The organism is Azospirillum sp. UENF 111221 (assembly GCF_058780625.1).
Genome location: NZ_JBSNCH010000005.1, coordinates 146693 through 170493, shown reverse-complemented (window position 1 = coordinate 170493; position 23801 = coordinate 146693). Strand labels below are relative to the sequence as shown.

At 67.5% G+C, this 23801-nt stretch carries 22 protein-coding genes and 1 pseudogene; 9 read left to right on the top strand and 14 right to left on the bottom strand.

Features of this window, described 5'->3' with window-relative positions:
• Positions 1 to 8: 8 nt before the first annotated feature.
• The 3 genes from fliP to ACWPN3_RS15125 all read left to right on the top strand — a co-directional run bounded on the left by fliP (position 9) and on the right by ACWPN3_RS15125 (position 3610).
• Positions 9 to 785 (top strand): flagellar type III secretion system pore protein FliP, encoded by a 777-nt coding sequence (fliP, locus tag ACWPN3_RS15135; protein WP_492240355.1) that lies wholly within the window; start codon positions 9 to 11, stop codon positions 783 to 785.
• A 222-nt stretch (positions 786 to 1007) separates the two neighbouring features.
• Complete coding sequence (locus ACWPN3_RS15130; RefSeq protein WP_109449515.1) at positions 1008 to 2906, top strand: potassium transporter Kup; 1899 nt, start codon at positions 1008 to 1010, stop codon at positions 2904 to 2906.
• Between the two features lie 158 nt (positions 2907 to 3064).
• Positions 3065 to 3610 carry a fasciclin domain-containing protein gene (locus ACWPN3_RS15125; protein ID WP_109449518.1) on the top strand — a complete coding sequence of 182 codons (546 nt, stop codon included), beginning with the start codon at positions 3065 to 3067 and terminating at the stop codon, positions 3608 to 3610.
• Positions 3611 to 3664: 54 nt separating this feature from the next.
• Here the strand turns inward: ACWPN3_RS15125 and ACWPN3_RS15120 are convergent, their stop codons facing one another.
• From ACWPN3_RS15120 to ACWPN3_RS15100, 5 genes are all read right to left on the bottom strand, one after another.
• Positions 3665 to 7261 (bottom strand): tetratricopeptide repeat protein, encoded by a 3597-nt coding sequence (locus ACWPN3_RS15120; protein ID WP_492240354.1) that lies wholly within the window; start codon positions 7259 to 7261, stop codon positions 3665 to 3667.
• 1 nt (position 7262) lies between these two features.
• Positions 7263 to 8000, bottom strand: coding sequence for an OmpA/MotB family protein (locus ACWPN3_RS15115; protein WP_492240353.1), 738 nt, complete (start codon positions 7998 to 8000; stop codon positions 7263 to 7265).
• Positions 7997 to 8767 (bottom strand): hypothetical protein, encoded by a 771-nt coding sequence (locus tag ACWPN3_RS15110; protein ID WP_247873330.1) that lies wholly within the window; start codon positions 8765 to 8767, stop codon positions 7997 to 7999. The genes ACWPN3_RS15115 and ACWPN3_RS15110 overlap by 4 nt, the downstream gene beginning before the upstream one ends.
• Positions 8768 to 8852: 85 nt before the next feature.
• A complete protein-coding gene (locus ACWPN3_RS15105) occupies positions 8853 to 9560 on the bottom strand; it encodes a protein phosphatase CheZ (RefSeq protein WP_109451966.1) in 708 nt (235 codons plus the stop codon).
• Positions 9561 to 9854: 294 nt separating this feature from the next.
• Positions 9855 to 9983 carry a hypothetical protein gene (locus ACWPN3_RS15100; protein ID WP_492240352.1) on the bottom strand — a complete coding sequence of 43 codons (129 nt, stop codon included), beginning with the start codon at positions 9981 to 9983 and terminating at the stop codon, positions 9855 to 9857.
• Between the two features lie 363 nt (positions 9984 to 10346).
• Between ACWPN3_RS15100 and ACWPN3_RS15095 the strand changes: the two genes are divergently transcribed.
• Positions 10347 to 11378, top strand: a complete 1032-nt coding sequence (locus tag ACWPN3_RS15095; RefSeq protein ID WP_492240351.1) for a patatin-like phospholipase family protein — start codon at positions 10347 to 10349, stop codon at positions 11376 to 11378.
• Positions 11379 to 11511: 133 nt separating this feature from the next.
• Positions 11512 to 13092 carry a matrixin family metalloprotease gene (locus ACWPN3_RS15090; protein ID WP_492261544.1) on the top strand — a complete coding sequence of 527 codons (1581 nt, stop codon included), beginning with the start codon at positions 11512 to 11514 and terminating at the stop codon, positions 13090 to 13092.
• A gap of 30 nt (positions 13093 to 13122) precedes the next feature.
• Here the strand turns inward: ACWPN3_RS15090 and ACWPN3_RS15085 are convergent, their stop codons facing one another.
• Complete coding sequence (locus tag ACWPN3_RS15085; RefSeq protein ID WP_492240349.1) at positions 13123 to 14106, bottom strand: SAM-dependent methyltransferase; 984 nt, start codon at positions 14104 to 14106, stop codon at positions 13123 to 13125.
• 209 nt (positions 14107 to 14315) lie between these two features.
• On the opposite strand from ACWPN3_RS15085, the gene ACWPN3_RS15080 reads away from it, so the two are divergent.
• The 3 genes from ACWPN3_RS15080 (at position 14316) to ACWPN3_RS15070 (ending at position 15426) form a co-directional block, all read left to right on the top strand.
• A complete protein-coding gene (locus ACWPN3_RS15080; protein WP_109451972.1) occupies positions 14316 to 14609 on the top strand; it encodes a (2Fe-2S)-binding protein in 294 nt (97 codons plus the stop codon).
• 221 nt (positions 14610 to 14830) lie between these two features.
• Positions 14831 to 15100: a hypothetical protein gene (locus ACWPN3_RS15075; RefSeq protein ID WP_492240348.1), complete on the top strand. Its 270-nt coding sequence runs from the start codon at positions 14831 to 14833 to the stop codon at positions 15098 to 15100.
• A 20-nt stretch (positions 15101 to 15120) separates the two neighbouring features.
• On the top strand, positions 15121 to 15426 hold the full coding sequence (locus ACWPN3_RS15070; protein WP_098740106.1) for a hypothetical protein: 306 nt from the start codon (positions 15121 to 15123) through the stop codon (positions 15424 to 15426).
• Positions 15427 to 15507: 81 nt separating this feature from the next.
• Here ACWPN3_RS15070 and era read toward each other — a convergent pair whose 3' ends face one another.
• From era to rpoZ, 8 genes and pseudogenes are all read right to left on the bottom strand, one after another.
• Positions 15508 to 16413 (bottom strand): GTPase Era, encoded by a 906-nt coding sequence (era, locus tag ACWPN3_RS15065; RefSeq protein WP_109453340.1) that lies wholly within the window; start codon positions 16411 to 16413, stop codon positions 15508 to 15510.
• Between the two features lie 250 nt (positions 16414 to 16663).
• The gene (gene rnc, locus ACWPN3_RS15060) at positions 16664 to 17449 is read right to left on the bottom strand and encodes a ribonuclease III (protein ID WP_492240347.1); all 786 of its coding nucleotides are present in this window, start codon (positions 17447 to 17449) and stop codon (positions 16664 to 16666) included.
• On the bottom strand, positions 17450 to 18217 hold the full coding sequence (lepB, locus tag ACWPN3_RS15055) for a signal peptidase I (protein ID WP_109451976.1): 768 nt from the start codon (positions 18215 to 18217) through the stop codon (positions 17450 to 17452).
• Positions 18214 to 18699 (bottom strand): holo-ACP synthase, encoded by a 486-nt coding sequence (gene acpS, locus ACWPN3_RS15050; protein WP_492240345.1) that lies wholly within the window; start codon positions 18697 to 18699, stop codon positions 18214 to 18216. Before acpS ends, lepB begins: the two co-directional genes overlap by 4 nt.
• The gene (locus ACWPN3_RS15045; protein WP_109451980.1) at positions 18696 to 19445 is read right to left on the bottom strand and encodes a pyridoxine 5'-phosphate synthase; all 750 of its coding nucleotides are present in this window, start codon (positions 19443 to 19445) and stop codon (positions 18696 to 18698) included. The genes acpS and ACWPN3_RS15045 overlap by 4 nt, the downstream gene beginning before the upstream one ends.
• A 179-nt stretch (positions 19446 to 19624) precedes the next feature.
• Positions 19625 to 20005, bottom strand: coding sequence for a c-type cytochrome (locus ACWPN3_RS15040; protein ID WP_492240344.1), 381 nt, complete (start codon positions 20003 to 20005; stop codon positions 19625 to 19627).
• 72 nt (positions 20006 to 20077) lie between these two features.
• Positions 20078 to 22239, bottom strand: a pseudogene (locus ACWPN3_RS15035) (RelA/SpoT family protein).
• A gap of 154 nt (positions 22240 to 22393) precedes the next feature.
• On the bottom strand, positions 22394 to 22828 hold the full coding sequence (gene rpoZ / locus ACWPN3_RS15030; protein WP_098740113.1) for a DNA-directed RNA polymerase subunit omega: 435 nt from the start codon (positions 22826 to 22828) through the stop codon (positions 22394 to 22396).
• A gap of 306 nt (positions 22829 to 23134) precedes the next feature.
• On the opposite strand from rpoZ, the gene ACWPN3_RS15025 reads away from it, so the two are divergent.
• Positions 23135 to 23737: a LabA-like NYN domain-containing protein gene (locus ACWPN3_RS15025; protein WP_109453342.1), complete on the top strand. Its 603-nt coding sequence runs from the start codon at positions 23135 to 23137 to the stop codon at positions 23735 to 23737.
• Positions 23738 to 23801: the final 64 nt, after the last annotated feature.

The following is a 23801-nucleotide window of genomic DNA, read 5'->3' as shown; positions in this document are numbered from 1 at the left end:
GGCTGGCCATGCTCCGCCGTCTCCGGTCCTGCTGGAAGCCGGCCGCCGCCGGGCTGGCGCTGGCGCTCGCCGTCGGCGTGGCGCTGGGCCTGAGCGCCGGGCCGGCGCTGGCGCAGAGCCTGACCTTCGACCTGGGCGACGCCGGCGGCACCGCCACCGGCCGCATCGTCCAGACCATCGGGCTGATCACGGTGCTGTCGCTGGCGCCGTCGATCCTAATCATGATGACGGCCTTCACCCGCATCGTCATCGTGCTGTCCTTCCTGCGCAACGCGCTGGGCGTGCAGCAGGTGCCGCCGACCACGGTGATGATGTCGCTGGCGCTGTTTCTGACCTTCTTCGTCATGGCCCCGGTGTTCGAGCGCAGCTACGCCCAGGGCATCCAGCCGCTGATGAATCAGGAAATCGACGAGATGGAGGCGTTCCGCCGCACGATGGCGCCGCTCCGCGATTTCATGCTGCACCACACCGCCGAGAAGGACCTGCGCCTGTTCATGGACATGGCCCGCATCCAGTCGGTGCCGGAGGCGAACGACATGCCCCTGCATGTGCTGGTCCCGGCCTTCATGATTTCCGAGATCAAGCGCGGCTTCGAGATCGGCTTCCTGCTGTTCCTGCCCTTCCTGATCATCGACATGGTGGTGTCGTCGATCCTGATGTCGATGGGCATGATGATGCTGCCGCCGACCATGGTGGCGATTCCGTTCAAGATCATCTTCTTCGTGCTGGTCGACGGGTGGTATCTGATCGCCGGCTCGCTTGCCCGCAGTTTCGGAACGCTCTGAGGCGACACGCACAGCGGGAAAAGTCCTGCGCACTTCGTCGCATCCCCCCGGCGCCGGAGGGGCCGCGCAAGCACGCTCTGGCGTCGGGCGCCGTAAACGCGTATGAGGAAAGGCGATGCGCGTTTACGGCGGGATGGGCGGCCCGGCGACCATCGCCGCCACCACGGGCGCCATCGAACGGGCGTTTTGAACGACGGACCAACTTCGGACCGCAATCACTGCATGACTGATACCGCTTTGAAGGCCGCGCAGCCCGACACCGGCAAGCTCGCGACGCTGACCCTCGGTGCCCTGGGCGTCGTCTTCGGCGACATCGGCACCAGCCCGCTCTACACGCTGCGCGAATGCTTCGGCGGCGAGCATGGGCTGCCGCTGACCCACGACAACGTGCTGGGCATCATGTCGCTGGTGTTCTGGGCACTGGTGATGGTCGTCACCGTCAAATATGTGGGCTTCGTCATGCGGGCCGACAACAAGGGCGAGGGAGGCATCCTCTCCCTGCTGGCGCTGGCGTCGAAGACGCGGCCCGACGCCTCGGGCCGGCTGACCGTGCTGACGGCGCTGGGGCTGTTCGGTGCCGCGCTGTTCTACGGCGACGGCATGATCACCCCGGCGATGTCCGTGCTGTCCGCGGTGGAAGGCCTGGGCGTGGCCGAGCCGGCGCTGGAATCGGCGGTGGTGCCGCTGACCGTCGCCATCGTGATCGCCCTGTTCGCCATCCAGAGCCACGGCACCTCGCGCGTCGGGGCGCTGTTCGGTCCGATCATGCTGGCCTGGTTCGCCACGCTGGGCGTCCTCGGTCTGCTGGAGGTGATCGAGCAGCCGAGCGTGCTGGTCGCCTTCAACCCGCTCTACGCCATCTCCTTCTTCGCCGACCACGGCATCGCCGGTTTCCTGGTGCTGGGTGCCGTGGTGCTGGCGGTGACCGGCGGCGAGGCGCTCTATGCCGACATGGGCCATTTCGGCCGCCGCCCCATCCAGGTGGCCTGGCTGGCGGTGGTGCTGCCGGCGCTGCTGCTGAACTATCTGGGCCAGTGCGCGCTGCTGCTGAACGACCCGACGGCGGTGCGCAGCCCATTCTACCTGCTGGCGCCGGATTGGGCGCTCTATCCGCTGATCGGCCTGTCCACCGCCGCCGCCGTCATCGCCAGCCAGGCGGTCATTTCCGGCGTGTTCTCGCTGACCCGGCAGGCGGTGCAGCTCGGGCTCTGCCCGCGTCTCGACATCCGCCACACCTCCAACGAGGAGGAAGGGCAGATCTACATCCCCCGCGCCAACTGGGGCCTGCTGGCCGCGGTGCTGGGCCTCGTCCTGGTGTTCCAGTCCTCCAGCCGCCTCGCCGCCGCCTACGGCATCGCGGTGACCGGCGACATGATCATCACCACCAGCCTGTTCCTGGTGGTGGCCCGCCGCCGCTGGAACTGGAGCCTGCCGGTCTGTTTCGGGGTCGGCGCCGCCTTCCTGACGGTGGAGGTCTCCTTCTTCGCCGCCAATGCGGTGAAGATCCCCCATGGCGGCTGGGTGCCGCTGGTGATCGCCTGCGTCACGCTGGGCCTGATGTCCACCTGGCGCCGCGGCCGCGCGGTGCTGACCAAGCGGCTGGCCGAGGAATCGCTGCCGCTCGACGCCTTCATCCAGCGGCAGGCGAAGAAGGGCGACATCCATCGGGTGAAGGGCACGGCGGTCTTCATGACCTCCAGCTCCAACACCGTGCCGATCGCCCTGCTGCACAATTTGAAGCACAATCAGGTCCTGCACGAGCGCGTCGTCTTCGTCACCGTGGTGGTGGACGACGTGCCGCGCGTCCCGGCCAAGGACCGCGTGCTGGTCGAGGGGCTGGCCGACGGCTTCTACCGCATCACGGTGCGCTACGGCTTCTCGCAGGAGCCGAATATTCCCAAGGCCCTGCGCCTGTGCAAGGCGTTCGGGCTGGAGTTCGACGTGATGGCGACCTCCTTCTTCCTGGGCCGGGAGACGCTGATCCCGCAGATGAACTCCCAGATGGCGCTGTGGCGGGAGAAGCTGTTCGTGGTGATGTCGCGCACCTCGGTCAGCGCCACCGATTTCTTCAAGCTGCCGCCCAACCGCGTGGTGGAACTCGGCACGCAGGTACAGCTGTAGCCGGTTGAAGGACGGCTGGGCACGACCGAAGACTTACCTCCTTCGCTCTCGCGGAAATCGCCGCCACCAACAGAAAAAATGGTGATCTGAGCGAAAGAAGCCTCCGTATCGGTGTTGTGTCCGCGGGAAGCGGACCTTCACCGATAAGAGGAAATGCTATGAAGAAGGTTGCCACCGTGGCGATCGCCACCCTTCTTTTTGCCGGCTGCGCCAATGCCGCCATGGAAAAGATGGTCGGGGGCGCGCCGATGTACCCCAGCAAGACCATCGTGGAGAACGCATCCCAGTCGAAGGACCACACCACCCTCGTCGCCGCCGTGAAGGCCGCCGGGCTGGTCGACACGCTGAACGGCAAGGGCCCCTTCACCGTCTTCGCCCCGACCAACGAGGCCTTCGCCGCACTGCCCGCCGGCACCGTCGACACGCTGCTGAAGCCTGAGAACAAGGGCCAGCTGACCAAGGTGCTGACCTACCACGTCATTCCGGGCAAGCTGGACGCCAAGGACCTCGTGGCGGACATCAAGAAGGGCAACGGCAAGGCGATGCTGAAGACGGTGGAAGGCATGCCGCTGACTTTCACCCAGTCCGGCGATGCCGTGATGGTCGCCGACGCGTCGGGCAACACCGCCCGCGTCACCATCGCCGACGTCCAGCAGTCCAACGGCGTCGTCCATGTCATCGACAAGGTTCTACTGCCGAAGTAACCGCAGGAATGCGGGCGGCGGCGGGCGGCGTTTTCCGCCCGGCATTCCGCCGATTTAAGAGGTCGGCTTGTCCGCGGATTGCTTGCCGCCGCGATACTGCTTCAAAAACTTCTTGAACATATCCACTTCCGCGACGCGGGAGCGGATCGTGCCGACGTCGATCAGGCCCATCGCCTGTTCGGGGCGGGTCAGAATGCGGAAGGCATCCTCGTTCGGCCCGCCCTTCATCGACCCTTCAAAATCCTTTTTCAGCAGGTTGAGCCCGTTGCCGTCGCCGGCCAGCGCCAGCGCGACGGCACGGTTCAGCACGAGCTGCGACATGTTGGGATCGAGCGGCTTGCCCGGTGCTGGCGGCGCTCCGATCACCTTGTTCAGCGCCAGCGCCGCCGCATCCCACTTCTGCCCCTTCCAGGCGATGTCGACGCGCAGCAGATTGGCGTTGGTGCTGTCGTCCTGGGCCAGAATCTGCATCGCCTCGTCGCCGCGGTTCAATTCCGCCAGCGCCTTGGCCTGCATCAGCCGCCGCTCCGCCGCCAGATCGGCCGGCAGCCCGGCGACGTTCGACAGTTCCAGCGCCTTCAACGCCTCTTCCGGCTTGTTGTCGAGCAGCCGGACCGAGGCCAGCCGGGTGCCGACCCGCGCCTTGTCGAGCCCGGACAGGCGGTATTCGACCTGATGCTGCAGCAGGTCGGCGGCGCGGTTCAGCAGGTCGATGGAAATCAGCCGTTCCGCCAGTTGCCGGATGATCTCGTCGCCGGCCTCGCCCACCGGGGTCAGCTCGCGGAACTGGTCGTAGAGCTGCATGGCGTCCAGCGTGGGCAGGCGCTGCGCCCCGTCCTTGTAGAGGTCGGCGAAGATGCGCGACATCTCCTTGGTGATCGCCTCGGCCCGCGGCGTGTCGGCGACCAGGGCAGCCGTCTCCTTCATCGTGTTGAAGCCCTTGGCATATTCACCGCCGGCGATCAGCACCTCGCCCATGCGCGAGCGGATCTGCATCTCCAGATCGTCGCCGCGCCAGGTGAAGGTCAAGCCGGCCAGCTGCTCCGCCGCCGCGGTCGGCGACATCTTGCCTTCCGACAGCTCCAGATTGGTCAGCGCCAGCCCGGCCTTGGCACGGTAGAAGCGGTCGTAGCTGTTGTAGGCGGCGGTCAGCTGCTGGCGTGCCTGATCGATCTCGCCGGTCTGGGCATAGAGCAGGCCGCGCAGATACTGGGTCTGCGGGTTCTCCTCCTGATCCGGGCCGCCATGCTCGATGACGCGGTCGAACAGCCGCTTGGCGGTCGCGGTGTCGCGCGTTTCCAGCGCCGCCTCCGCCGCCCGCAGCCCGAGCTTGCCCAGCATCGGATCGGGATAGCTGTTCAGGATCTGGCCCGACGCCTTGAAGCCGGCCATCGCCTTGGGCCAGTCGCGGCGGTCCGCGGCGATGGCGGCGCGCCACAGATTGGCTTCCGGATTGCCGGCGAGCGAGGGGATCGACAGGTCGGCCTCGCCGCCGTCGAGATCGCCGGTCAGCACGCGGGCGGCGCCGCGCAAGGCCCGGAACTCCGGCCAGCCTTCCAGGTCGGGCTGGTTCTGTTGCAGCACGTCCAGCAGGCCGAGCGTCTCCTGCCCGAACCCGTTGGCGAAATAGAAGCGGGCGAGATCGAGCTGCGCCTTCGGCCGCTCCGATTCCGGCGCGTTGACGACGGCGAGCTGGAGGTCCTGCCGCGCCTCGGTGAAATGGTCGAGCTCGCCGCGCTTCCAGGCCGGCAGGTTGAACAGCCGGCGCCCCTGCATCTGGGCGGGCGTTTGGGCGGGCTGGACCTTGGGCGGCTCCATGGCGGCGGACGACCCGCCGGCCGGTGGCGCCGGCATCGGCGCGGCGGCCAGCTGCGCCGGAACCGGCTGCGGAGCGGCCGACGGCGGGACGGCGGCGGGCGGCGGCGGTGACGCCGCGTTGCCGGAATCGGCGGTGGGCGAGATGTGCAGGCCGCCGGCGGTGGTCAGCTCCACCCCCTCCTTGATCGCCCGCACCGTCACATTGTCGGAGATCGGCCGCACCACCACGCCCTGGTAGGAGGCCATGACCTCAAGGTCCGGATAGCGGTGGGGTTCGGGCACCCCCTGCCCCGGGCTGGGAAGCGGAACGACCTGGATGCGGTCGCCGACGTCCGGGTCGGCGAACTGCACGACGTTGGCCGCATCGGGGGCCCGCACCAGCAGCCGGGCGCCCAGCAGGAAATCGGGGTCCGGCTCGACCCGCAGGTCGCCGGTGCTGCCCATGTTGGCGGGGCGGGCGGAGGACAGGATGCGCCATGTGGTGCCCTGCCGCTCCACCGTCGGCCACACCATCGGGCCGATCTTGGTGCGGAAGACGCTGCCGCCGGTCGCCGGCACCGGCTCCACCGCGCCCATCAGCTCGGCGCCGGGACCGCTGAGCTTGCCGGCGCCGATCGGCATCGGCCGGTCGAAGGCGATGTAGAGCTGTCCCGCCCGCGGATAGACCGCGATGGAGGCAGGGCCGCCGGTGTCGAAGGTCAGCACCGGCCCCTTCGGCCCCGCCGCCAGCTGGGCCTTCGCATCGGCAGCAGCCGCCGGAGCCGCCTTGGCCTCGGCCGGCGGAGCGGCAGGAGCCGGGTTGGCGGCAGTGTTGGCCGCGGCGGCGTTCGCGGCGACGGCCGACCGGCCGGAGGTGGCCGACGCCACGGTGGGGGCGTCCTTGCCGCCCTCCTTGGCTACGTCCTTCGCCGGTGCAGGCTGGCTGGCGCCCTGGTTGCCGCTGGCGCCCTGGCTGCCCGGCCCGGCCGGCGTCCCTTGGGAGCCCGAAGCGGGCGCAACGGCTGCCGGAGCGGCGCCGTCGCTCTTCAGGCCGGCGCGCGATCCCGGATTGCCGACGGTCAGCACCATCGACTTGCCCGACGCGCTGTCGCTCACCTCGGCGTCCTGCGGCACGGCGAGCGTGACCGCCAGCGAGCCGTCGGGCTGGCGGTAGGATTCAATGTTGCGGATGTTGCGCAGCGGTGCCTTGGGCAGGGCCGACAGGTCGGCGGTGCCGCCCTTGTCGAAGGCGACGGTCACCGCGGCGCCGTCGCGGGTCACCTTGTAGCCGACCGGGGCCGGCCAATCGAAGGTCAGGCGGCTCCGGTCGGGCTGGTCGCCCCCCTGCACCCGCAGCCGGCCGGCGGACGGCACCGGCTTCGCGGCATCCGCCTTCGCGGGGGCCGGCGGCGCGGGCTCGGCATTGGCATTGGCCTGCTGCGGGGCGGCGCCCGCCGCCGCGGGCGACAGGTCGATGGCGACGGCATTGCCGTTGCGGAAGCTCTTCAGCGAAACCGGGCGCTTCAGGTCGAAGGACACCGTCTTTCCATCGGCCTCCACCCGCCCGGCGGCGAGATAGTCGGGCAGCGCCCGCACCAGCCGGTCGACCGGGGCGTCGATGGGTTCGGTGAAGGCGATGACCAGCCGGTCGCCCTCGACCGCCGCGGTGAAATCGACCTTGCCCGGCCAGTCGAAGACCAGACGGCCGAAATCCTTGTGGGTGCCGCCGCGCACCGGCACGCTGGCGGCATCGGCCGGCAGGGTGGAGAGCAGGACCGGCACGGCAAGCAGCGCCACCGCGGCGGCACAGCCGCGCAGCCAGCGCTTCCGTCGATAGCCCGAGCCGTCCGTCACCTCAATCCGCTCCTTCCTCGCGCACCACGATGTCGACCGGCAGGCGCCCCCCGCCGCCCGACACATCGCCGGCAATCCCTGCCCCAATCCCTACCCCGTCCACCGGCATCATCACCGCCCGCGCCACCAGATCGCGGCGATAGCCGGTCTCGCGCAGGGCGGCGGAGACGGCGACCGCCCGCGTCAGCGCCCGTTCCCAGGCGACGCCGCCGGTCGTGTCCTCATGCTCCGCATGGCCGACCAGCTCGATGCGGTTGCCGATGCGGCCGATGACGGCACCCAGCAGGAACAGCACCCGCCGCCCCTCCTCGGTGAAGGCGGCACCGGTGGGGTCGAACATCCGCTCTCCCGGCAGGCGGATGACCACCCGGTCATCTTCGCGCCGGACATCGACCACCGCCAGCTCCGCGTTCGACCGCAGCTGGCTTCCCAGCAAGGCGGCCAGATAATGCAGGTCGATGGCCGCCCTCGCCTCCACCGCCATGGCGTTGAAGGCGGCGCCGGGATCGGCCGGCCGGTCCGACGGGGTCGTCGCGGTCGAGCGCGCGGCCGGGATCGACTCCGACACGCCCTTCGCCAGACGGGTCCAGCGCTCCGCCTCCGGCTCGCTCATCGAATACATCAGCACGAAGAAGGCGAGCATGAGTGAGATCAGGTCTGTGAAGCTGATCAGCCACAGCGTCTTGCGCTGGGCGCCGCCATCGTCCGCCCTGCCGGCGATCCGGGGAACGCGGATCATTTCCGCACCTCGGCTTTCGCCGGTGCCGTATTCGCAGGGACGGTATTGGTCGGTGTGGTGGGCTTCGCCGGTGCCGCCTTCGCGACCGGACGGGCCGCCCCGTCCTCGTCCCAGCGCAGGGAGAACAGCAGCCGCACCCCGCCGGGCTCGCCGCGTTCGATACCGACGGTGACGTTGCGGGCCGGCGCCCCATCCTCGACCAGGGCGCGGGCCAGCACGCCGGCACGGGCGACCGGCCCCGGCGGCTGGCTGGGCGTTCCCGTCGGGCCGATGCCGAGCAGCGCGTCCAACTCCACCCGCTCGCCCTGGCGCGACTGGCGGAGCGCGTCGGCGATGCGGTCGATCAGCCCCTGCCGGTCCGGCCGCAGGGTCATGGTGCCGGGAACGAACAAATCGTCGGCGGGCAGGCGCACCTCCAGCAGCTGGCCGGGGGCGACCACCTCCACCTTGGAGACCGCGACCGCGGTGGCGAACAGGGTGCCGACATCCTCCAGCCGCTGCACGGCGAAGACGGTCCCGGCGCGCGAGGCCACCGGTTCGGATCCGTCGCGCAGGCGCGGATCGATGACGAAGCTGGGGAAGGTCCGCTCCAGCGAGGCGGCGACCGCCTTGACCTTCTGCACCGTCTGCACCGAATGGGCGTTCAGCACGATGAAGAAGACCAGGAGCAGCAGGAACAGCGACAGCAGAAGCAGGATGCTGCCGTTGTTCGGATTGGCATGGCTGCCCGAACCGCCGGCGCGCCCGGCCCGCAGCAGCAACGGCAATCCGGCGCCTCCCGCCCCTGGGGCGATGCCCTGGGCCGTGTGCCCGCCGCCGGGCCTGCTGATGGGGGAGCCGGGCAGCATGGCGTCAGTCGAAACTGGCCAGCAGACGGTCGATCTCGTCCTGGTCCATGGCGTTGCCCGGCAGCTGCGGGCCATGCAGAAGCTGCTGATCGGCCTCCGCCGCGCTCATCGGCTCGAAATGCACGGCGGCCTCCGCCTCCTCCGCCGCCAGCTTCGCCAGCCGCGGGGCGTGGTTCTGCCGCACCTCGCTGCCGAAGGCGGCGACGATCATGTCCACCTTCGATTCGATGTGCTTCAGCGTGCGCACCACCTTGCTGATGCGCTGGCCGGTAATGTCCTGGAAGTTGCAGGCCTCGTAGATCGCGGTGATCTGGTCGTTCAGCTTGGCCGAGGTGCCGGCATCCGTCTGTCCGGCGACGGCGCCGATGGCGTCGCAGGCGTCGAAGATGGCGAAGGTCGCCTTTTCCGTCGCGCCGATCACCGCGTCCAGCTCGTCCGTCGCGGTGCGGATGTGTTCGTCGCGGATTTCGGCCGGCTGGAGCGCAGCGATCTCCTGCTTGGCCGTCTCGATGTACTTGGCGAGGTCCACCACCTCCTTGTACAGGCGCAGGTCGGTGGCGGAGATGTCGCCGTCCATGCTGCCCAGGATGTTGCGGACGATGTCCGTCACCTCGTCGCGCGACAGCGGCTGTGCGGCTTCCGCGAAGGCGGTGTCGAGGCGCTGTCTCAGGAGCTTCTGTTCCGTCACGGCGGATTGGGCGGAGAAGGTCATCGGGCGTGTCCAGCGAGAGGGGCAAGGCCTTGGCGGAAAGTGCCGGAACCTCCCCGGTTCGCGCCCTCCGGCGAGCGCACCGTCGGTGCCTTCCACGGCGGAGGTTCGATGCTCCGACCGCTTGTGGCGCCCAACCGTCCAAGGAACTGTCCGAGCCGACAAAGCCTAGGGCGCGAGGGTTAAGAGCCCGTAAAGATGACCCCGCCAAGGGTCCTGACACCGTGCCCGAGTTGCCCGCGCATCACACTGTGGCCGGCGCAACCGCATGGGTGCCGGCCTCGCCGGCGGCGTGGTTCAGAACAGGCTGGCGGCAGCCGGCGCACCGAGGAGCGCGATCAGGGCCAGCACGGTGACGGCAACCAGCCGCTCCATCGGCGACCAGCGCTTCCAGTCTTTTCTGAAGCTTTTCAGTTCGTCGGCCATGACAAACCTTCCGGGGTTCGGGAACTACACTGCAACGCAACGAAACTGCATCCCGGGCAGTTGACGCATGGTTAAAATCACCCGGCACCACGACAATGCTCGACCAGTGGCACAGAATTGCCACAGTCATGCCCAGCCAACCTCTGATCCAGGTCAAACATCGGCCAAATTTTCGACATTTCCCATCTCGCGGGTGGCGATGCCGTCGTCTCCGGCGGCGTGCCACTTCCGGCCGCTTCCGAAACCGGGCGGTAATGCCTAGATGATAAGCTCTAGATCAAGCCTCCGATGCCGGAGGCATCCAGCCTCCGATGCCCGGGGGCATCTGGCCCCCGACACCGGGGGCGCCGACGGGAGATGCGGATGGCGAAGGGAACCGACCTGAAGATCGGGCTTGCGCTGGGCAGCGGTGCGGCGCGCGGCTGGGCGCACATCGGCGTCCTGCGCGCACTGGAGGAGATCGGGATCAAGCCCGACATTATCTGCGGCACCTCGATCGGCGCCGCGGTGGGGGCCGCCTATCTGACAGACCAGCTCGACGAGCTTCAGGCCTGGGCGCAGAAGATGGGCTGGCTCGGCATGCTGGGCATCATCGACCTCACCTTCCGCCGCGGCGGTCTGGTGGCGGCCGAGAAGGCGTTCGGCCGCTTCGACAACGAGCGCAGCAACGTCCTGATCGAAAAGCTGCCGATGCCCTTCGCCACCGTCGCCACCGACCTGTCGACGGGGCGCGAGATGTGGCTGCGCGACGGCCCGCTGATGTCGGCGGTGATGGCCTCGGCCGCCATGCCCGGCCTGTTCCCCGCGGTGCGGCGCGACCATCACCTGCTGGTGGACGGCGCCCTGGTCAATCCGGTGCCGGTCTCGCTCTGCCGGGCGCTGGGGGCCGACATCGTGGTCGCGGTCAACCTGAACAGCGAGCTGTCGCCGCTGGGCCGGCCGACCGGCCGCACCGCCGGCAAGGGGCTGACCGGGAAAGGGCTTGGCGGCAAGGGAATCGGCGGCAACACGGTCGCGGTCAAGGCGCCGGAACCGGTGGTGGCGGGCGGCGACGCCGGTTCCCCCGCCTTGTCCCACCTGACCAGCCAGATCTCGACATGGCTCGGCCGCAAGCCCAGCCGGCGCACCCAGTTCCTGGCCGACCAGATCGACGACGCCCATGCCCACAAGCATATGCCCAACGCGCTGGAGGTGATGGCCGGCTCCATCGACATCATGCAGGACCGCATCACCCGGTCCCGTCTGGCCGGCGAACCGCCCGACGTGCTGATCGCGCCGCGGCTGGCCCATATCGGCATCCTGGAGTTCGACCGCGCCGCCGAGGCGGTGGAGATCGGCCATGCCGCCGCCTCCATGCTGCGCCCCTCCATCGAACTGGCCCTGCGCCGCGCCTGACCGGTTGCGCTGGAGGCTGTTCCCGTCTTCCGTATCAGCCATATATCCCTCGTGTCTCGGCGTTCGTCCGGGCCATGTCCCCGCCTGCCCTTCCCTGTTTGCCCCTCCCCGATCACCGCGAGAGCCAGCGTCCATGAGCCAGTCTGCGCCGTCCGACACCGTCGCCACCCTGCTCGCCAGCGGAACACCGCATTGGGGCAACAACGGCACGGTGCTGGACGGCGGCTCCGTCGGCGCCGCCGCCACCGTCACCTATGGCTTCCTGACCAGCGCGCGGCAGGTCTCCTCCGCCGACTCCACCGGTTTCGCCGCCATGAGCACGGCCCAGCGCGCCGCCGTCCGGCAGGCGCTGGCGGCCTGGAGCGCGGTCGCCAACGTCACCTTCGTGGAGATTTCCGACGCCGCGAGCGCGGCGGTCGCCTTCGGGACCAACCGGCAGCGCGGCCAGTCGGCGGCCTACGCCTATTATCCCTCCACCGGCATCCAGGGCGGACAGGTGTTCCTGGCCAACGACAGCGCCGGGAACACCAACCCGACGTCGGGCAGCTACAGCTACATGACCGTCATCCACGAGATCGGCCATGCGCTGGGGCTGAAGCATCCCGGCAACTACAACGCCGGCACCGACGACGGAACGGAGGGGCCCTATCTGCCGGCGGCGACGGACAATTATGCGTTCAGCATCATGTCCTACAACGAGAACGCCGCGCTGCCGTCGGGGACCTACCTGACCGGCCCCAGCCTCTACGACATCGCCGCGATCCAGTATCTCTACGGCGCCAACATGGCGACCGGGGCCGGCGACACCGGCTATGCGCTGAACACCGCCAGCTTCACCACCCTGTGGGACCCCACCGGCCACAACAGCCTGAACGGTGCCGCCCAGACGGCCGACCTGTCGCTGGATTTGCGCAGCGGCCAGTTCAGCAGCGCCGGCGGCACGACCTTCCTGGCTCTGGCCTATGGCACCAGGGTGCAGCTGGCGACCGGCGGCAGCGGGAACGACAGCTTCACCGTCAACGATCTGGGCAACGTCATCGACGGCGGCGCCGGGACCGACACCGTGGTGCTCAGCGGACGCCGTGCGCAGTACCGCGTCCAGTCGCTGGACGCCGGCCGCTACATCGTCAGCGGCGCCGACGGCAACGACCTGCTGACCAACATCGACTATCTGCGCTTCGCCGACGGCAGCACCGCCCTGTCGTCGATGGTGTCCGGCAGTTTCGACGCGCTGCGCTACGTCGCCTCCAACAGCGACCTGATCGCAGCACTCGGCACCAACGCCGCGGCGGCGACCCAGCATCTGATCGGTGCCGGCGTCTATGAGGGCCGCAGCCTGACCGGCTTCGATCCCTACAATTATCTGGCCGGCTATGGCGACCTGCTGACCAGCTTCGGCAGCGACGTCGCCGCCGCCACCCGCCATTACATCGAGGCCGGCAACCGCGAGGGCCGCAGCTCCACCCTGTTCGACACGCTGTCCTACGAGGCCAGCAACCCCGACCTGATCGCCGCCTTCGGCGACAACCGCGAAGCGGTGGAACTGCATTACATCGTCAGCGGCCGGCTGGAGGGCCGTTCGCTGACCCGCTTCAACGCCGCCGCCTATCTGGCGGCGAACCCGGACGTCCGCACCGCCGTCGGCGGCAACCTGACCGCCGCCAAGCAGCATTACGTCAGCTATGGCTATGCCGAGGGGCGGGCGCTGGCCTGAGCCCAGTACTGGCTCTTATTTTGCCGGCCCTTATTTCGCCGGCCAGATCCAGGTCAGCTCGTGCTTGTTGTGGTGGAGGTGGAGCACCCGGCCGCCGGGGATCTCCGCGAAGGCGCGGGCGGTCTCATGGTCGGTGTCCGCCTGGAACTTCAGCGTGCAGACGAAGCGCTTGGCCAGCCCGCTGTCCATCCACTCCTTCACCAGCCGCAGCAGGCGGGTCGGATAGCAGATCACGTCGCAGCACAGCCAATCGACCGGACCGACCGTCGCCGGCTTCAGGCCGAAGGCGCTCTCCTGGCGGATCTCCACCCGCGGCAGGGCGGCGATGGCCGGATCGAGCGGCGCCTTGTCGACGCTGACCACCGACGCCCCCAGCTCGTGCAGCACCCAGGTCCAGCCGCCGGGACAGGCGCCGAGGTCGAGACAGCGGTCGCCCGGTCCCGGCTGCTCGCCGAACAGGGTCAGCGCCTCCCACAGCTTCAGATAGGCCCGGTTGGGCGGCGCCGTGCGGTTCTCGACGAAGGTCACCTCGCCGTTGCGGAAGGGGCTGGAACAGTGCGCCGCGGCGATGATGGTGGACTCGTCCACCAGCGTCCAGGAGCCCAGCGGCGCCGTCGGCAGGGGCGACGGGAAGACCACCGGCTTGGCCGACACATGCGGCAGGTTTTCCTGGATCAGGGCGGCGCGGCGGTGATGGCGCTGCGACCACAGCGCCCAATTGCGCTGGATGCCGCGCAGAGCCTTTGCCCCGCCCTTGATCGAAGGGAAGTCGATGCGGACCGGGTCGTACCAGATGTTCTGCGCCCAGGCCGCCGGCCGGGCCGGACCGTCGACGAAGACCAGCCGGCCGTCGACCGATGCGACATCCCCCAGTTCCGCCACCAGATCGTCGAGGAAGCCGTCCGCCGCCAGATAGATGGTCTGGCCAAGCGGGGTCACCACCGCGCCGGGAATGGCTTTCGGGTCGGTGCCGGGGGCATTCGGGGAGGCGGTTTTGGGGGTGCTGTCGTCCATGCCCCACGGGCTACCGCTGCCGGCCGTCGAATGCAAGCGCAAGGATGCGGCTCACCCCTTTCGGCGTGACGCGAAGGGGGCTGTGACAAAGCGTCTCGAAACTTCTTATATGCGATTGGCTCGCAATTGCTGCATTGACAACGATTCTCACTCTCAGCTATTGCTGGGCTCAGGACACCTCATCCGAAACCGATTTTCGCCGAGGGCTTATGTTCGTCTGCATCTGCCACGCGTTGAACGATAAGAAGGTCAAGGCTGCGCTCGATCAGGGCGCCACGACCCCGGCCTCGGTGTTCCGCCATCACAATTGCCAGGTCCAGTGCGGCAAATGCGTTCCGACCATGCGCAGCATGGCCAGCGAACACCGCGCTATCTTCGCACAGCAGGCCGCCGCTGCCGCAGCCGTCGTGGCGACGCCGGCCGCCGCCCCCTGCTGCGGCTCCGTCTTGCCTGAGCCGGCCAATGCCGAGGCCGTCCCCGCCTATGCCGTCGCGGCCGAGTGAACACGCACGCATAGGATCAGGACCGCGCTCCCGCCAGGTCTACCACTTCCGACTTTCTGCTGAATAACAGGTCTACAACCTCGCCTTAAGGCTGCGACAGATTGCGCGCCGACTATGATTTTTGGGCGAATTGACCCGACAGCGGCATTCCGGCACAAAAGCGTCACCAAAACAAAAGAACGTCGTCAAAATGACGGCGTATAAAAACAGGAACGGGCCGGATGAAACCGGCCATGGAGGAAACGCAATCCAACCAGGATGACTTCCTTGGCCACCGGGTTTGCCTTGTCCTTGATGGGCTTGGCGGCCCGGCGGGATTTGGATTCGGACAGGTATTCCGCAACTGCGAAATCGCACCGCGAAAACCGGGCGGCATCTCCCAAACGGGCTGTGCCGACTGCGCTTCCGGCGTGTTTTCGTCATGTCGGCGCGGGGATATCTTTCCATCCGGCCGAGAGGTCAAAAGCGCCAAGAAGTCAAAAAACGGTTGAGGATCAAAGGAGGACACTTCATGAGCCGCCGCAACCGGCAAGCTTTCGACACGTTGAGCCGTGATCTGGTGCTGCGCGCCACCGACCGCATGGAAACCCTGCGATCGATGGTGGAGCGCGCGGACAGCAACCGGCGCGAGACGTGGGAACGCACGCTCGACCGTCTCCGCGGCCTGAACAATCGCGCCATCGCCCGCATCGAGGCCGCCCACATGGCCGATGACGACGCATGGCCCTTCGCCCGCGCCCAGGCCGATCAGGCGATGATGGACCTGATGCGCGCGCTCGACGATTTCGACGGCCATCTGCGCCTGATCGCCGCCTGACGAAACCGCTCAACGGCGGACAAATGAAAAGGCCCTCTCCCGCAGGAGAGGGCCTTTTTCATGGGGCGGGACGCCACGAGGTCAGGACGCTCCGAAATCGAGGCCCCAGGCCGAGTAGCGTTCCGGATCGTCGACCCAGCCCTCGCGCACCTTCACGAACAGGATCAGGTGGACGCGGCGTTCCAGCATGTGCGTCAGCTCGGAGCGCGCGGCCGATCCCAGCGCCTTGATCCGCTGGCCGCCCTTGCCCAGCACGATGGCCTTCTGGCTTTCGCGCTGCACGAAGATGACCTGCGAGATCTTGACCGAGCCGTCGTCGAACTCCTCCCACACCTCGGTCTCGACCGTGGCGGAATAGGGAAGCTCCTGGTGAAGCTGGAGGAACAGCTTCTCGCGGGTGATCTCCGCCGCCAGCAGGCGCATCGGCATGTCGGAGATCTGGTCCTCCGGGAAATGCCACGGCCCTTCCGGCAGACGGTCGGCCAGGAACTGCTTCAGATGGGCGACGCCGTCCTCGGTGAAGGCCGACACCATGAAGATGTCGGAGAAGATGCCCTCCTGCCGGAAGGCGTCGGCGATGCCCAGCAGGACGTCGCGCTTCACCAGATCGATCTTGTTCAGGATCAGGATGGCTTCGCGCCCCTGTTCCTTCAGCCGGGCGACGATGCTGCGAGTGTCCTCGTCGATGGAGCGGCGCGACACGTCGTAGAGCACGCCGATCACGTCGGCATCCTCCGCCCCCTGCCAGGCAGCCGCCACCATGGCGCGGTCCAACCGGCGCTTCGGCTTGAAGATGCCGGGGGTGTCGACGAAGATCATCTGGGCATCGCCCTGGATGGTGATGCCGAGCACGCGGGTGCGGGTGGTCTGCACCTTCGGGCTGACGATCGACACCTTGCTGCCGATCATCGCGTTCAGCAGCGTCGACTTGCCGGCATTCGGCGCACCGACCAGCGCGATGAAGCCGCAGCGCGGATGGTCCGGCATCGTCGGCAACGGCGGCAGGACGGAGATGGGCTGCCCGCGCGGGGCGTCCTCATCGTCGTCGTAGTCGTCGTCCTCGTATTCGCCGTCCTCTTCGTCGTCGAAGTCGCCCTCTTCGGCGGCATCCTCACCCTCGAGGCCGGCGTCTTCGAGCGCCTCGTCGTCCGGCACGGGTTCCCCCACGGGCTCCGGAGTCGGCTCCGCAGCTTCGGAACCGGGCTGGATCTTCGTCTTGTCGATGTCGTCGCGACCGTCAGTCATCGACTTGCACTCCCACCTGGCGCAGCAACGCGCTGGCCGCCTTCTTTTCCGCGATGCGCTTCGAGGAGCCGGAACCGGAGACCGGCTCCATCCCCTCGACATGCACCGCAACCACGAACAGCGGCTCGTGCGCCGGGCCGCTGCGTTCGATCTGTTCATAGCGTGGCAGCGGCTTGCCGCGGCCCTGCGCCCATTCCTGCAACGTCGTCTTGCTGTCCAGCGGCGGCGGCGTCGCCTTGTCGATCTCGCCGGCCAGAGCCTGGCGGACGAAGCGCGTCACCGGCTCCAGCCCGCCATCGAGATACATGGCGCCCAGCACCGCTTCGCAGGCGTCGCCCAGGATGGTGCGGTTCTCCCGCCCGCCGCTCTGCGCCTCCGCCGGCGACAGGCGCAGATAGGCGCCCAGCCCGATGGCGTCGGCGACGCGGCCCAGCGATTCCCGGCGCACCAGCGCGGCATGCCGTTTGGCCAGCGCGCCCTCGCGTTCGTTCGGATAGCGTTCGAGCAGCCATTGCGCGACGACCAGCCCGACGACGCGGTCGCCCAGGAACTCCAGCCGCTCATAGGCGATGCCCGGCCCCTTGTGCCCCTTGCGGCCGACCCGCTCCAGCCCCATCAGGCTGGGGTGGGTGACGGCATCGTGCAGGAGCGACGGGTCGGAAAACTCATACCCCAGCGCCTGCGCAAGGCTGGCGACGTCCGCGGACCGGGCGGCGCCATCGGGCTGGATGTCGGAGCCGGCGCCCGGATCGGCGGGCGCCTTGGTGACGGTGGACACTTACCGGACTCCGTTGAACAGACGGCTGAAGCGCAGGTCGACCGGCCAGCGCCAGATTTCGTAGAAGCGCGTGCCCTCGTCGAGCGAGAAGAACAGGAATTCGGCCCGGCCGACCATGTTTTCGATGGGGACGAACCCGACCTGCGACGGCACGCGGCTGTCGAGCGAGTTGTCGCGGTTGTCGCCCATCATGAAGAGATGGCCGGGCGGCACCTTGAACACCGGCGTGTTGTCGAGCGGGCCGTTGTCCGATTCCTCGATGATGCGGTGGGTGCGGCCGTTGGGCAGCGTTTCGAGGAACTGCGCCGTGCGGATGCTGCGGCCCAGCGAATCCGTGGTCACGTAATCCTCGATCCGCTCCCGCTTCACCGGCTGGCCGTTGATGTGCAGGATGCCGCCGATCATCTGGACGGTGTCGCCCGGCAGGCCGATCACCCGCTTGATGTAGTCGGTCTTGTTGTCGCGCGGCAGCTTGAACACCGCCACGTCGCCCCGCTCCGGCTCGGAGCCGAGGATGCGGCCCTCGAACAGCGGCAGGCCGAAGCCGACCGTGTATTTGCTGTAGCCGTAGCTGAACTTCGACACGAACAGGTAATCGCCGATCAGCAGCGTCGGGATCATCGAGCCCGACGGGATGTTGAACGGCTCGAAGGCGAAGGTCCGCACGCCGAAGGCGATCAGCACGGCGAAGATCACCGTCTTGACGGTTTCGGCGAACCCGGATTCCTTGGCTTTGGCAGTGGGCGCCGTTTCTTTCTGAAAGGTCATTCTGGGGTCGCCGTTTCGGTGGGCGTTGTGGACGAATTGGGGACGGACTGGACAGGCTCGGCGCTGATGACGACGAACGCTTCCGCCATCGGGTATTCGTCGGTCAGCGTCACATGGATTTTCGCGCGCATGCCCGGCGGCGTGATCGCCTCCAGCCGGGCCAGCGCGCCGCCGGTCAACCGCATCGTCGGCTGGCCGGACGGCAGGTTGACCACCCCCATGTCGCGCCAGAAGACGCCGTCGCGGAAGCCGGTGCCCAGCGCCTTGGAACAGGCCTCCTTGGCGGCGAAGCGCTTGGCGTAGGTGGAGGCCCGCGCGTTGTTCTTCGCGGCGGAGCCGGCGCGGCGCTCGGACTTGGCCTGCTCGACATCGGTGAAGATGCGGTCGATGAAGCGCTGTCCGAAGCGTTCCAGCGACTTCTCGACCCGCCGGATGTCGATCAGGTCGTTGCCGATGCCGAGGATGGTGCCGGATATCGTCATGCCGGCAGTCCGGCGGCGCGCGCCCTGTCCATCGCCTTGCGCATGCGGGCGATGGAGTTGGTCAGCCCGACGAAGATCGCCTCGCCGATCAGGAAATGGCCGATGTTCAGCTCCACGATGGTCTGGATCGCCGCCACGGGGCCGACGGTGTCGTAGCTCAGGCCGTGGCCGGCATGGCATTCCAGCCCGATCGCCTCGGCATGGGCGGCGGCGCGGACGATGCGCGCCAGTTCCGCCTCGCGCTCCGCCGGGCTGTGGGCGTCGCAATAGGCGCCGGTGTGCAGTTCCACCACCGGGGCGCCGAGGCGCTTGGCGGCGTCGAGCTGCGCCGGCTCCGGATCGATGAACAGCGAGACGCGGATGCCGGCGGCACCCAGTTCGCCGACCGGGCGGACCAGATGGTCGTACTGGCCGATCACGTCCAGCCCGCCCTCGGTCGTCACCTCCGTGCGCTTTTCCGGGACGAGGCAGGCGGCGTGCGGCTTGTGGCGGAGCGCGATGCCCAGCATCTCGCCGGTCGCCGCCATCTCGAAGTTCAGCGGACGGTCGATCTCGGCCATCAGCCGTTCGATGTCGCGATCCACGATGTGGCGGCGGTCCTCGCGCAGATGGGCGGTGATCCCGTCGGCACCGGCCTCGATGGCCAGCTTCGCCGCGCGCACCGGATCGGGATGCGCCCCGCCGCGTGCGTTGCGGACGGTCGCCACATGGTCGATGTTCACGCCGAGGCGGAGAGGACGGGACATGCAAGGACTCCAAAGCGCCGCGGCCCGCCGGAACGGGCGGGAGCGATTCCGTCTATATAGCGGTGCGTCCGCCATCCGTCACGCCGAACCGACCGACGCAATCGCGGATGACAGGGAATTTACCGTCTCCGCCCCCTGCCCGACCGAATGGCCGGACCGGCGATCCCGGCGGATTGTCCTTATTTCGACCGTTGGATCAGGCCGTTCATGTGGTCGTTCAGATCGCGGAAGTCCTTGACGGTCCAGGCGTGCGGCGGGAGCCGGTAGCCGTTCTCCTTCAGTGTCTTCGGGATCAGATCGCCGTTTGGCCGCAGGATGACCGACGACACGATGACGCCGGGATAGTCCGCCAATCGCTTCCTGAAGGCCGCCGTCGTCAGATCGGGGGTCGGAGGGTTGCTCTTGTGCGCCAACGGACCGGAGCCTTTCGCATCCGTCCCGTGGCACATGGCGCATCTCTCCACGAACAACCTCTCGCCGTTGTCCGCACTGGCCCCATGAAGTGGAGACAGGCAGACGGCAGCAACCGAAACCGGCAGGAGCAGCCTGGCGAGCCGCATGTCCTGTTCTCCCATCGCGCACCTTCATGGTGCGTCTTTGTGGTGCGACCCTGCTCCGTGCCGTCGGGAGCGTCACCGCCCCCGCGCCCGCTCCACCGAATGGATGGCCGGGGTGGCGCGCAGGGCGGCCATGATGTTGGTCAGGTGCTTGGCATCCTTCACGTCGATGTCGATCAGCAGCTCGAAATAATCGGTGCTGCGGTTCGTGATCTTCTGATGGATGACGTTGCCCTGATTCTTGCCGATCACCGTGAACAGCGTGCCGAGCGAGCCCTGTTCGTTGGCGATGACGACGCTGATGCGGCCGACATGCTCCTCCGGCGAATCCGGGCCGGTCTCCCACGACACGTCGATCCAGCGTTCCGGCGATTCATGGAAGCTTTCCAGCGTCTCGCAATCGATGGTGTGGATCGTCACGCCCTTGCCGGTGGTGACGATGCCGACGATGCGGTCGCCCGGCAGCGGGTGGCAGCAGCGGGCGTAATGGACCGCCATGCCCGGGATCAGCCCGCGGATCGGCAGCGCCGATTCCTTGCGGGCCTTGGCCTTGGGCTTCGGCGCGCTCTCTTCCAGCTCGCGGACGGCGGGAGCGGTCTGGGCCTTGTGGCCGGGGAAGACGGCGTGGAAGACTTCGCGGACCGAATGCAGGCCGGAGCCGACACCGGCCATCAGGTCGTCCACCGTCGGCTGCTGGAAGATCTTGGTGGCGGCCTCCAGCGCCTTTTCGGTGAACTCGTAGCCTTCCGACTTGAACTGCCGCATCAGCATGCCGCGGCCCAGTTCCATATACTGGGCGCGCTGCTGGGTGCGCAGGAACTTGCGGATGCGGGCGCGCGCCTTGCCGGTGACGACGAAGCGCTCCCAGCCGGGAACCGGCGTCTGCGCCTTCGACGTGACGATGTCGACCTGATCGCCGTTCTGCAGCTGGGTGCGCAGCGGCAACATGCGGCCGTTGATCTTCGCCCCGACGCAATGGTCGCCGACCTGCGAGTGCACGGCATAGGCGAAGTCGACCGGCGTCGCCCCGCGCGGCAGCGCGATCAGGTCGCCCTTCGGCGTGAAGCAGAACACCTGGTCCTGGAACAGCTCAAGCTTGGTGTGCTCCAGGAACTCTTCCGGCTTCTGCGCATGCTCCAGGATGTCCAGCAGCTCGCGCAGCCAGCGGTATTCGCCGCCGGTCGGGCGCGGCTGGTGGTCCTGCTTGTAGGCCCAGTGGGCGGCCACGCCCAGCTCGGCGATCTCGTGCATGTCCTGGGTGCGGATCTGCACCTCGATCCGGTTGCGGCCGGGACCGATCACGCCGGTGTGCAGGCTGCGGTAGCCGTTGGGCTTGGGCGTGGAGATGTAGTCCTTGAAGCGCCCGGGCACGACCGGATAATGGGCGTGCACGATGCCCAGCGCCTGATAGCATTCACCGACCGAGCCGACCGTGATGCGGAAGGCCATGATGTCGGACAGCTGCTCGAAGCTGACATTCTTGCGCTGGAGCTTGCGCCAGATCGAATAGGCCGACTTCTCGCGCCCCGACACCGACACGTCGGGCAGACCTTCGGAGGCCAGCAGCTCGCGCAGTTCGGTGATGATGGTCTGGACGCGGTTCTCGCCCTCGCTGCGCAGGCGGGCCAGCTGGGCCAGTATGCTGTCGCGCGCGTCGGGGTTCAGTTCGGCGAAGGCAAGATCGTCCAGCTCGTCCTTGATCTTGTGCATGCCGATGCGTTCGGCCAAGGGCGAATAAGATCTCGATGGTCTCGCGGGCGATGCGGCGGCGCTTTTCCGGCTTCTTCAGGTGGAACAGCGTGCGCATGTTGTGAAGCCGGTCGGCCAGCTTCACCAGCAGGACGCGGATGTCCTCCGACATGGCGATGACCAGCTTGCGGAAATTCTCCGCCTGCTTGGCCTGCTCGCTGTTCAGCTCCAGCCGCGACAGCTTGGTGACGCCGTCGACCAGACGGGCGATCTCCTTGCCGAACACCCGCTCGATGTCTTCGAGCGTGGCGACGGTGTCCTCGACCGTGTCGTGAAGCAGCGCCGTGGCGATGGTGCCGGCGTCCAGCTTCATCTGGGTGAGGATGCCGGCGACCTCCAGCGGGTGGAGGAAGTAGGGATCGCCAGACGCGCGCGTCTGCGACCCGTGCGCCTTCATCGAAAAGACGTAGGCACGGTTGAGCAGAATCCTCGTCGGCGGAGGGATCATACGCCTTGACGCGCTCGACAAGCTCGTACTGCCGGATCATGCGGCCCGACCCGGCGCACGCGGCGCCTCAAATGTGTTCGTGGCGGTTCTCAGGGCGGTCCTGCAAGAACCGAAGGAGAGCAGGACGCCCTCCTGTTTTTTGTTCGGCGAGGGGGCGTTGCGCCCCCTCCGGGTCCTGCGGTCGTTGTCCAGGATCAGAGGTCTCCGTCGGGATCCTCGGTCATGGCGAAGCCGGCGCCCGGCTCCGCATCCATGTCGGCGGCGACGTCGTCTTCCTCGGTCAGCTCTTCGCCGTCGCTCTCGCTCATGCCGTCTTCGTCGCCCAGCGAGTTGTTGCCGCGGGCGGCCCAGTCATTCTCGCCGGCCATCAGCTCGACGATCTCTTCCTCGGGCTCGTCCGGCTCAACATGCTTCTGGTGGCCCTTGATCAGGGCGTTCTTCAGATACTCCAGCGACACCGTCTCGTCCGCGATCTCGCGCAGCGCCACGACCGGATTCTTGTCGTTGTCGCGGTCGATCGACAGCGGGGCGCCGCTCGCGACTTCGCGGGCGCGCTGGGCAGCCATCATGACCAGCTCGAAACGGTTCGGAACCTTCAGGACGCAATCTTCAACGGTAACGCGGGCCATGCCAGACGAACTCCGGATTCAGAGGAGGCTCTAGACTATATGGATGTGGCCCGATAGGTGCAAGCGCGAACGACAGCGCTGCTGCATTGCGTCAGGGGAACACATCCGTCCAATCTCAATATCTATCCGGCCCGATGCCTGGAAACAGTCGGCAAACCCTGCCTCTTGTATGTCTGCCGGCAATACACTAGATTTCAAAATTGGAACGCGAGCTTTTGCGCATGTTCCAATACATTTTCAACAAGCAGCGATGGAAGGATCCTTGCATTGGACCGAAATTCGACTTTGCCGCGTGATGTCAGCAAGTTGTTTTACAAAGAAGAGCGTCTCGCACTTTTTATCGATGGCGCCAACCTCTACGCCGCAGCGCGTTCACTCGGCTTCGATATTGATTACAAAAGGTTGCGTGACGGCTTCGCCGGGGAAGGCCGGCTTGTGCGCGCCTTCTATTACACGGCCCTCGTCGAGGACCAGGAATACTCCCCGATCCGTCCGCTGGTCGATTGGCTGGACTACAACGGCTACACCATGGTGACCAAGCCGACCAAGGAGTTCACCGACGCATCGGGCCGGCGCAAGATCAAGGGCAACATGGACATCGAGCTGGCCATCGACGTGATGGAGATGGCCGAGCATGTCGACCACATCCTGCTGTTCTCCGGCGACGGCGACTTCCGCCGGCTGGTGGAGGCCGTGCAGCGCAAGGGCGTCCGCATCAGCGTCGTCAGCACCGTCCGCTCGCAGCCGCCGATGGTCGCCGACGAGTTGCGGCGGCAGGCCGACAACTTCATCGAGTTGCAGGAGCTGGCACCCTTCATCGCCCGCACCCACCATCACCGCGATCAGATGCCCTCCCACCATGACCAGCAGGGCGGGCCGACCATGTACGATCCCGATGACCGGGGCTGACGGCCAGGCTTACGGCACGGGTCGGAAAGCAACGAAAGCAGACGGCATGAAAAAAGGAGCGCAT

Coding starts and splice junctions, on each gene's coding strand:
- fliP (WP_492240355.1), top strand. CDS start 9: ATGCTCCGCCGTCTCCGGTCCTGCTGGAAGCCGGCCGCCGCCGGGCTG.
- ACWPN3_RS15115 (WP_492240353.1), bottom strand. CDS start 8,000: ATGATCCGCGTTCCCCGGATCGCCGGCAGGGCGGACGATGGCGGCGCC.
- ACWPN3_RS15040 (WP_492240344.1), bottom strand. CDS start 20,005: ATGCGGCTCGCCAGGCTGCTCCTGCCGGTTTCGGTTGCTGCCGTCTGC.
- era (WP_109453340.1), bottom strand. CDS start 16,413: ATGCCGGACCATCCGCGCTGCGGCTTCATCGCGCTGGTCGGTGCGCCG.
- ACWPN3_RS15105 (WP_109451966.1), bottom strand. CDS start 9,560: ATGACCTTCTCCGCCCAATCCGCCGTGACGGAACAGAAGCTCCTGAGA.
- ACWPN3_RS15130 (WP_109449515.1), top strand. CDS start 1,008: ATGACTGATACCGCTTTGAAGGCCGCGCAGCCCGACACCGGCAAGCTC.
- ACWPN3_RS15090 (WP_492261544.1), top strand. CDS start 11,512: ATGAGCCAGTCTGCGCCGTCCGACACCGTCGCCACCCTGCTCGCCAGC.
- ACWPN3_RS15070 (WP_098740106.1), top strand. CDS start 15,121: ATGAGCCGCCGCAACCGGCAAGCTTTCGACACGTTGAGCCGTGATCTG.
- ACWPN3_RS15080 (WP_109451972.1), top strand. CDS start 14,316: ATGTTCGTCTGCATCTGCCACGCGTTGAACGATAAGAAGGTCAAGGCT.
- ACWPN3_RS15085 (WP_492240349.1), bottom strand. CDS start 14,106: ATGGACGACAGCACCCCCAAAACCGCCTCCCCGAATGCCCCCGGCACC.
- ACWPN3_RS15095 (WP_492240351.1), top strand. CDS start 10,347: ATGGCGAAGGGAACCGACCTGAAGATCGGGCTTGCGCTGGGCAGCGGT.
- ACWPN3_RS15125 (WP_109449518.1), top strand. CDS start 3,065: ATGAAGAAGGTTGCCACCGTGGCGATCGCCACCCTTCTTTTTGCCGGC.
- ACWPN3_RS15045 (WP_109451980.1), bottom strand. CDS start 19,445: ATGTCCCGTCCTCTCCGCCTCGGCGTGAACATCGACCATGTGGCGACC.
- ACWPN3_RS15100 (WP_492240352.1), bottom strand. CDS start 9,983: ATGGCCGACGAACTGAAAAGCTTCAGAAAAGACTGGAAGCGCTGGTCG.
- rpoZ (WP_098740113.1), bottom strand. CDS start 22,828: ATGGCCCGCGTTACCGTTGAAGATTGCGTCCTGAAGGTTCCGAACCGT.
- lepB (WP_109451976.1), bottom strand. CDS start 18,217: ATGACCTTTCAGAAAGAAACGGCGCCCACTGCCAAAGCCAAGGAATCC.
- ACWPN3_RS15075 (WP_492240348.1), top strand. CDS start 14,831: ATGAAACCGGCCATGGAGGAAACGCAATCCAACCAGGATGACTTCCTT.
- acpS (WP_492240345.1), bottom strand. CDS start 18,699: ATGACGATATCCGGCACCATCCTCGGCATCGGCAACGACCTGATCGAC.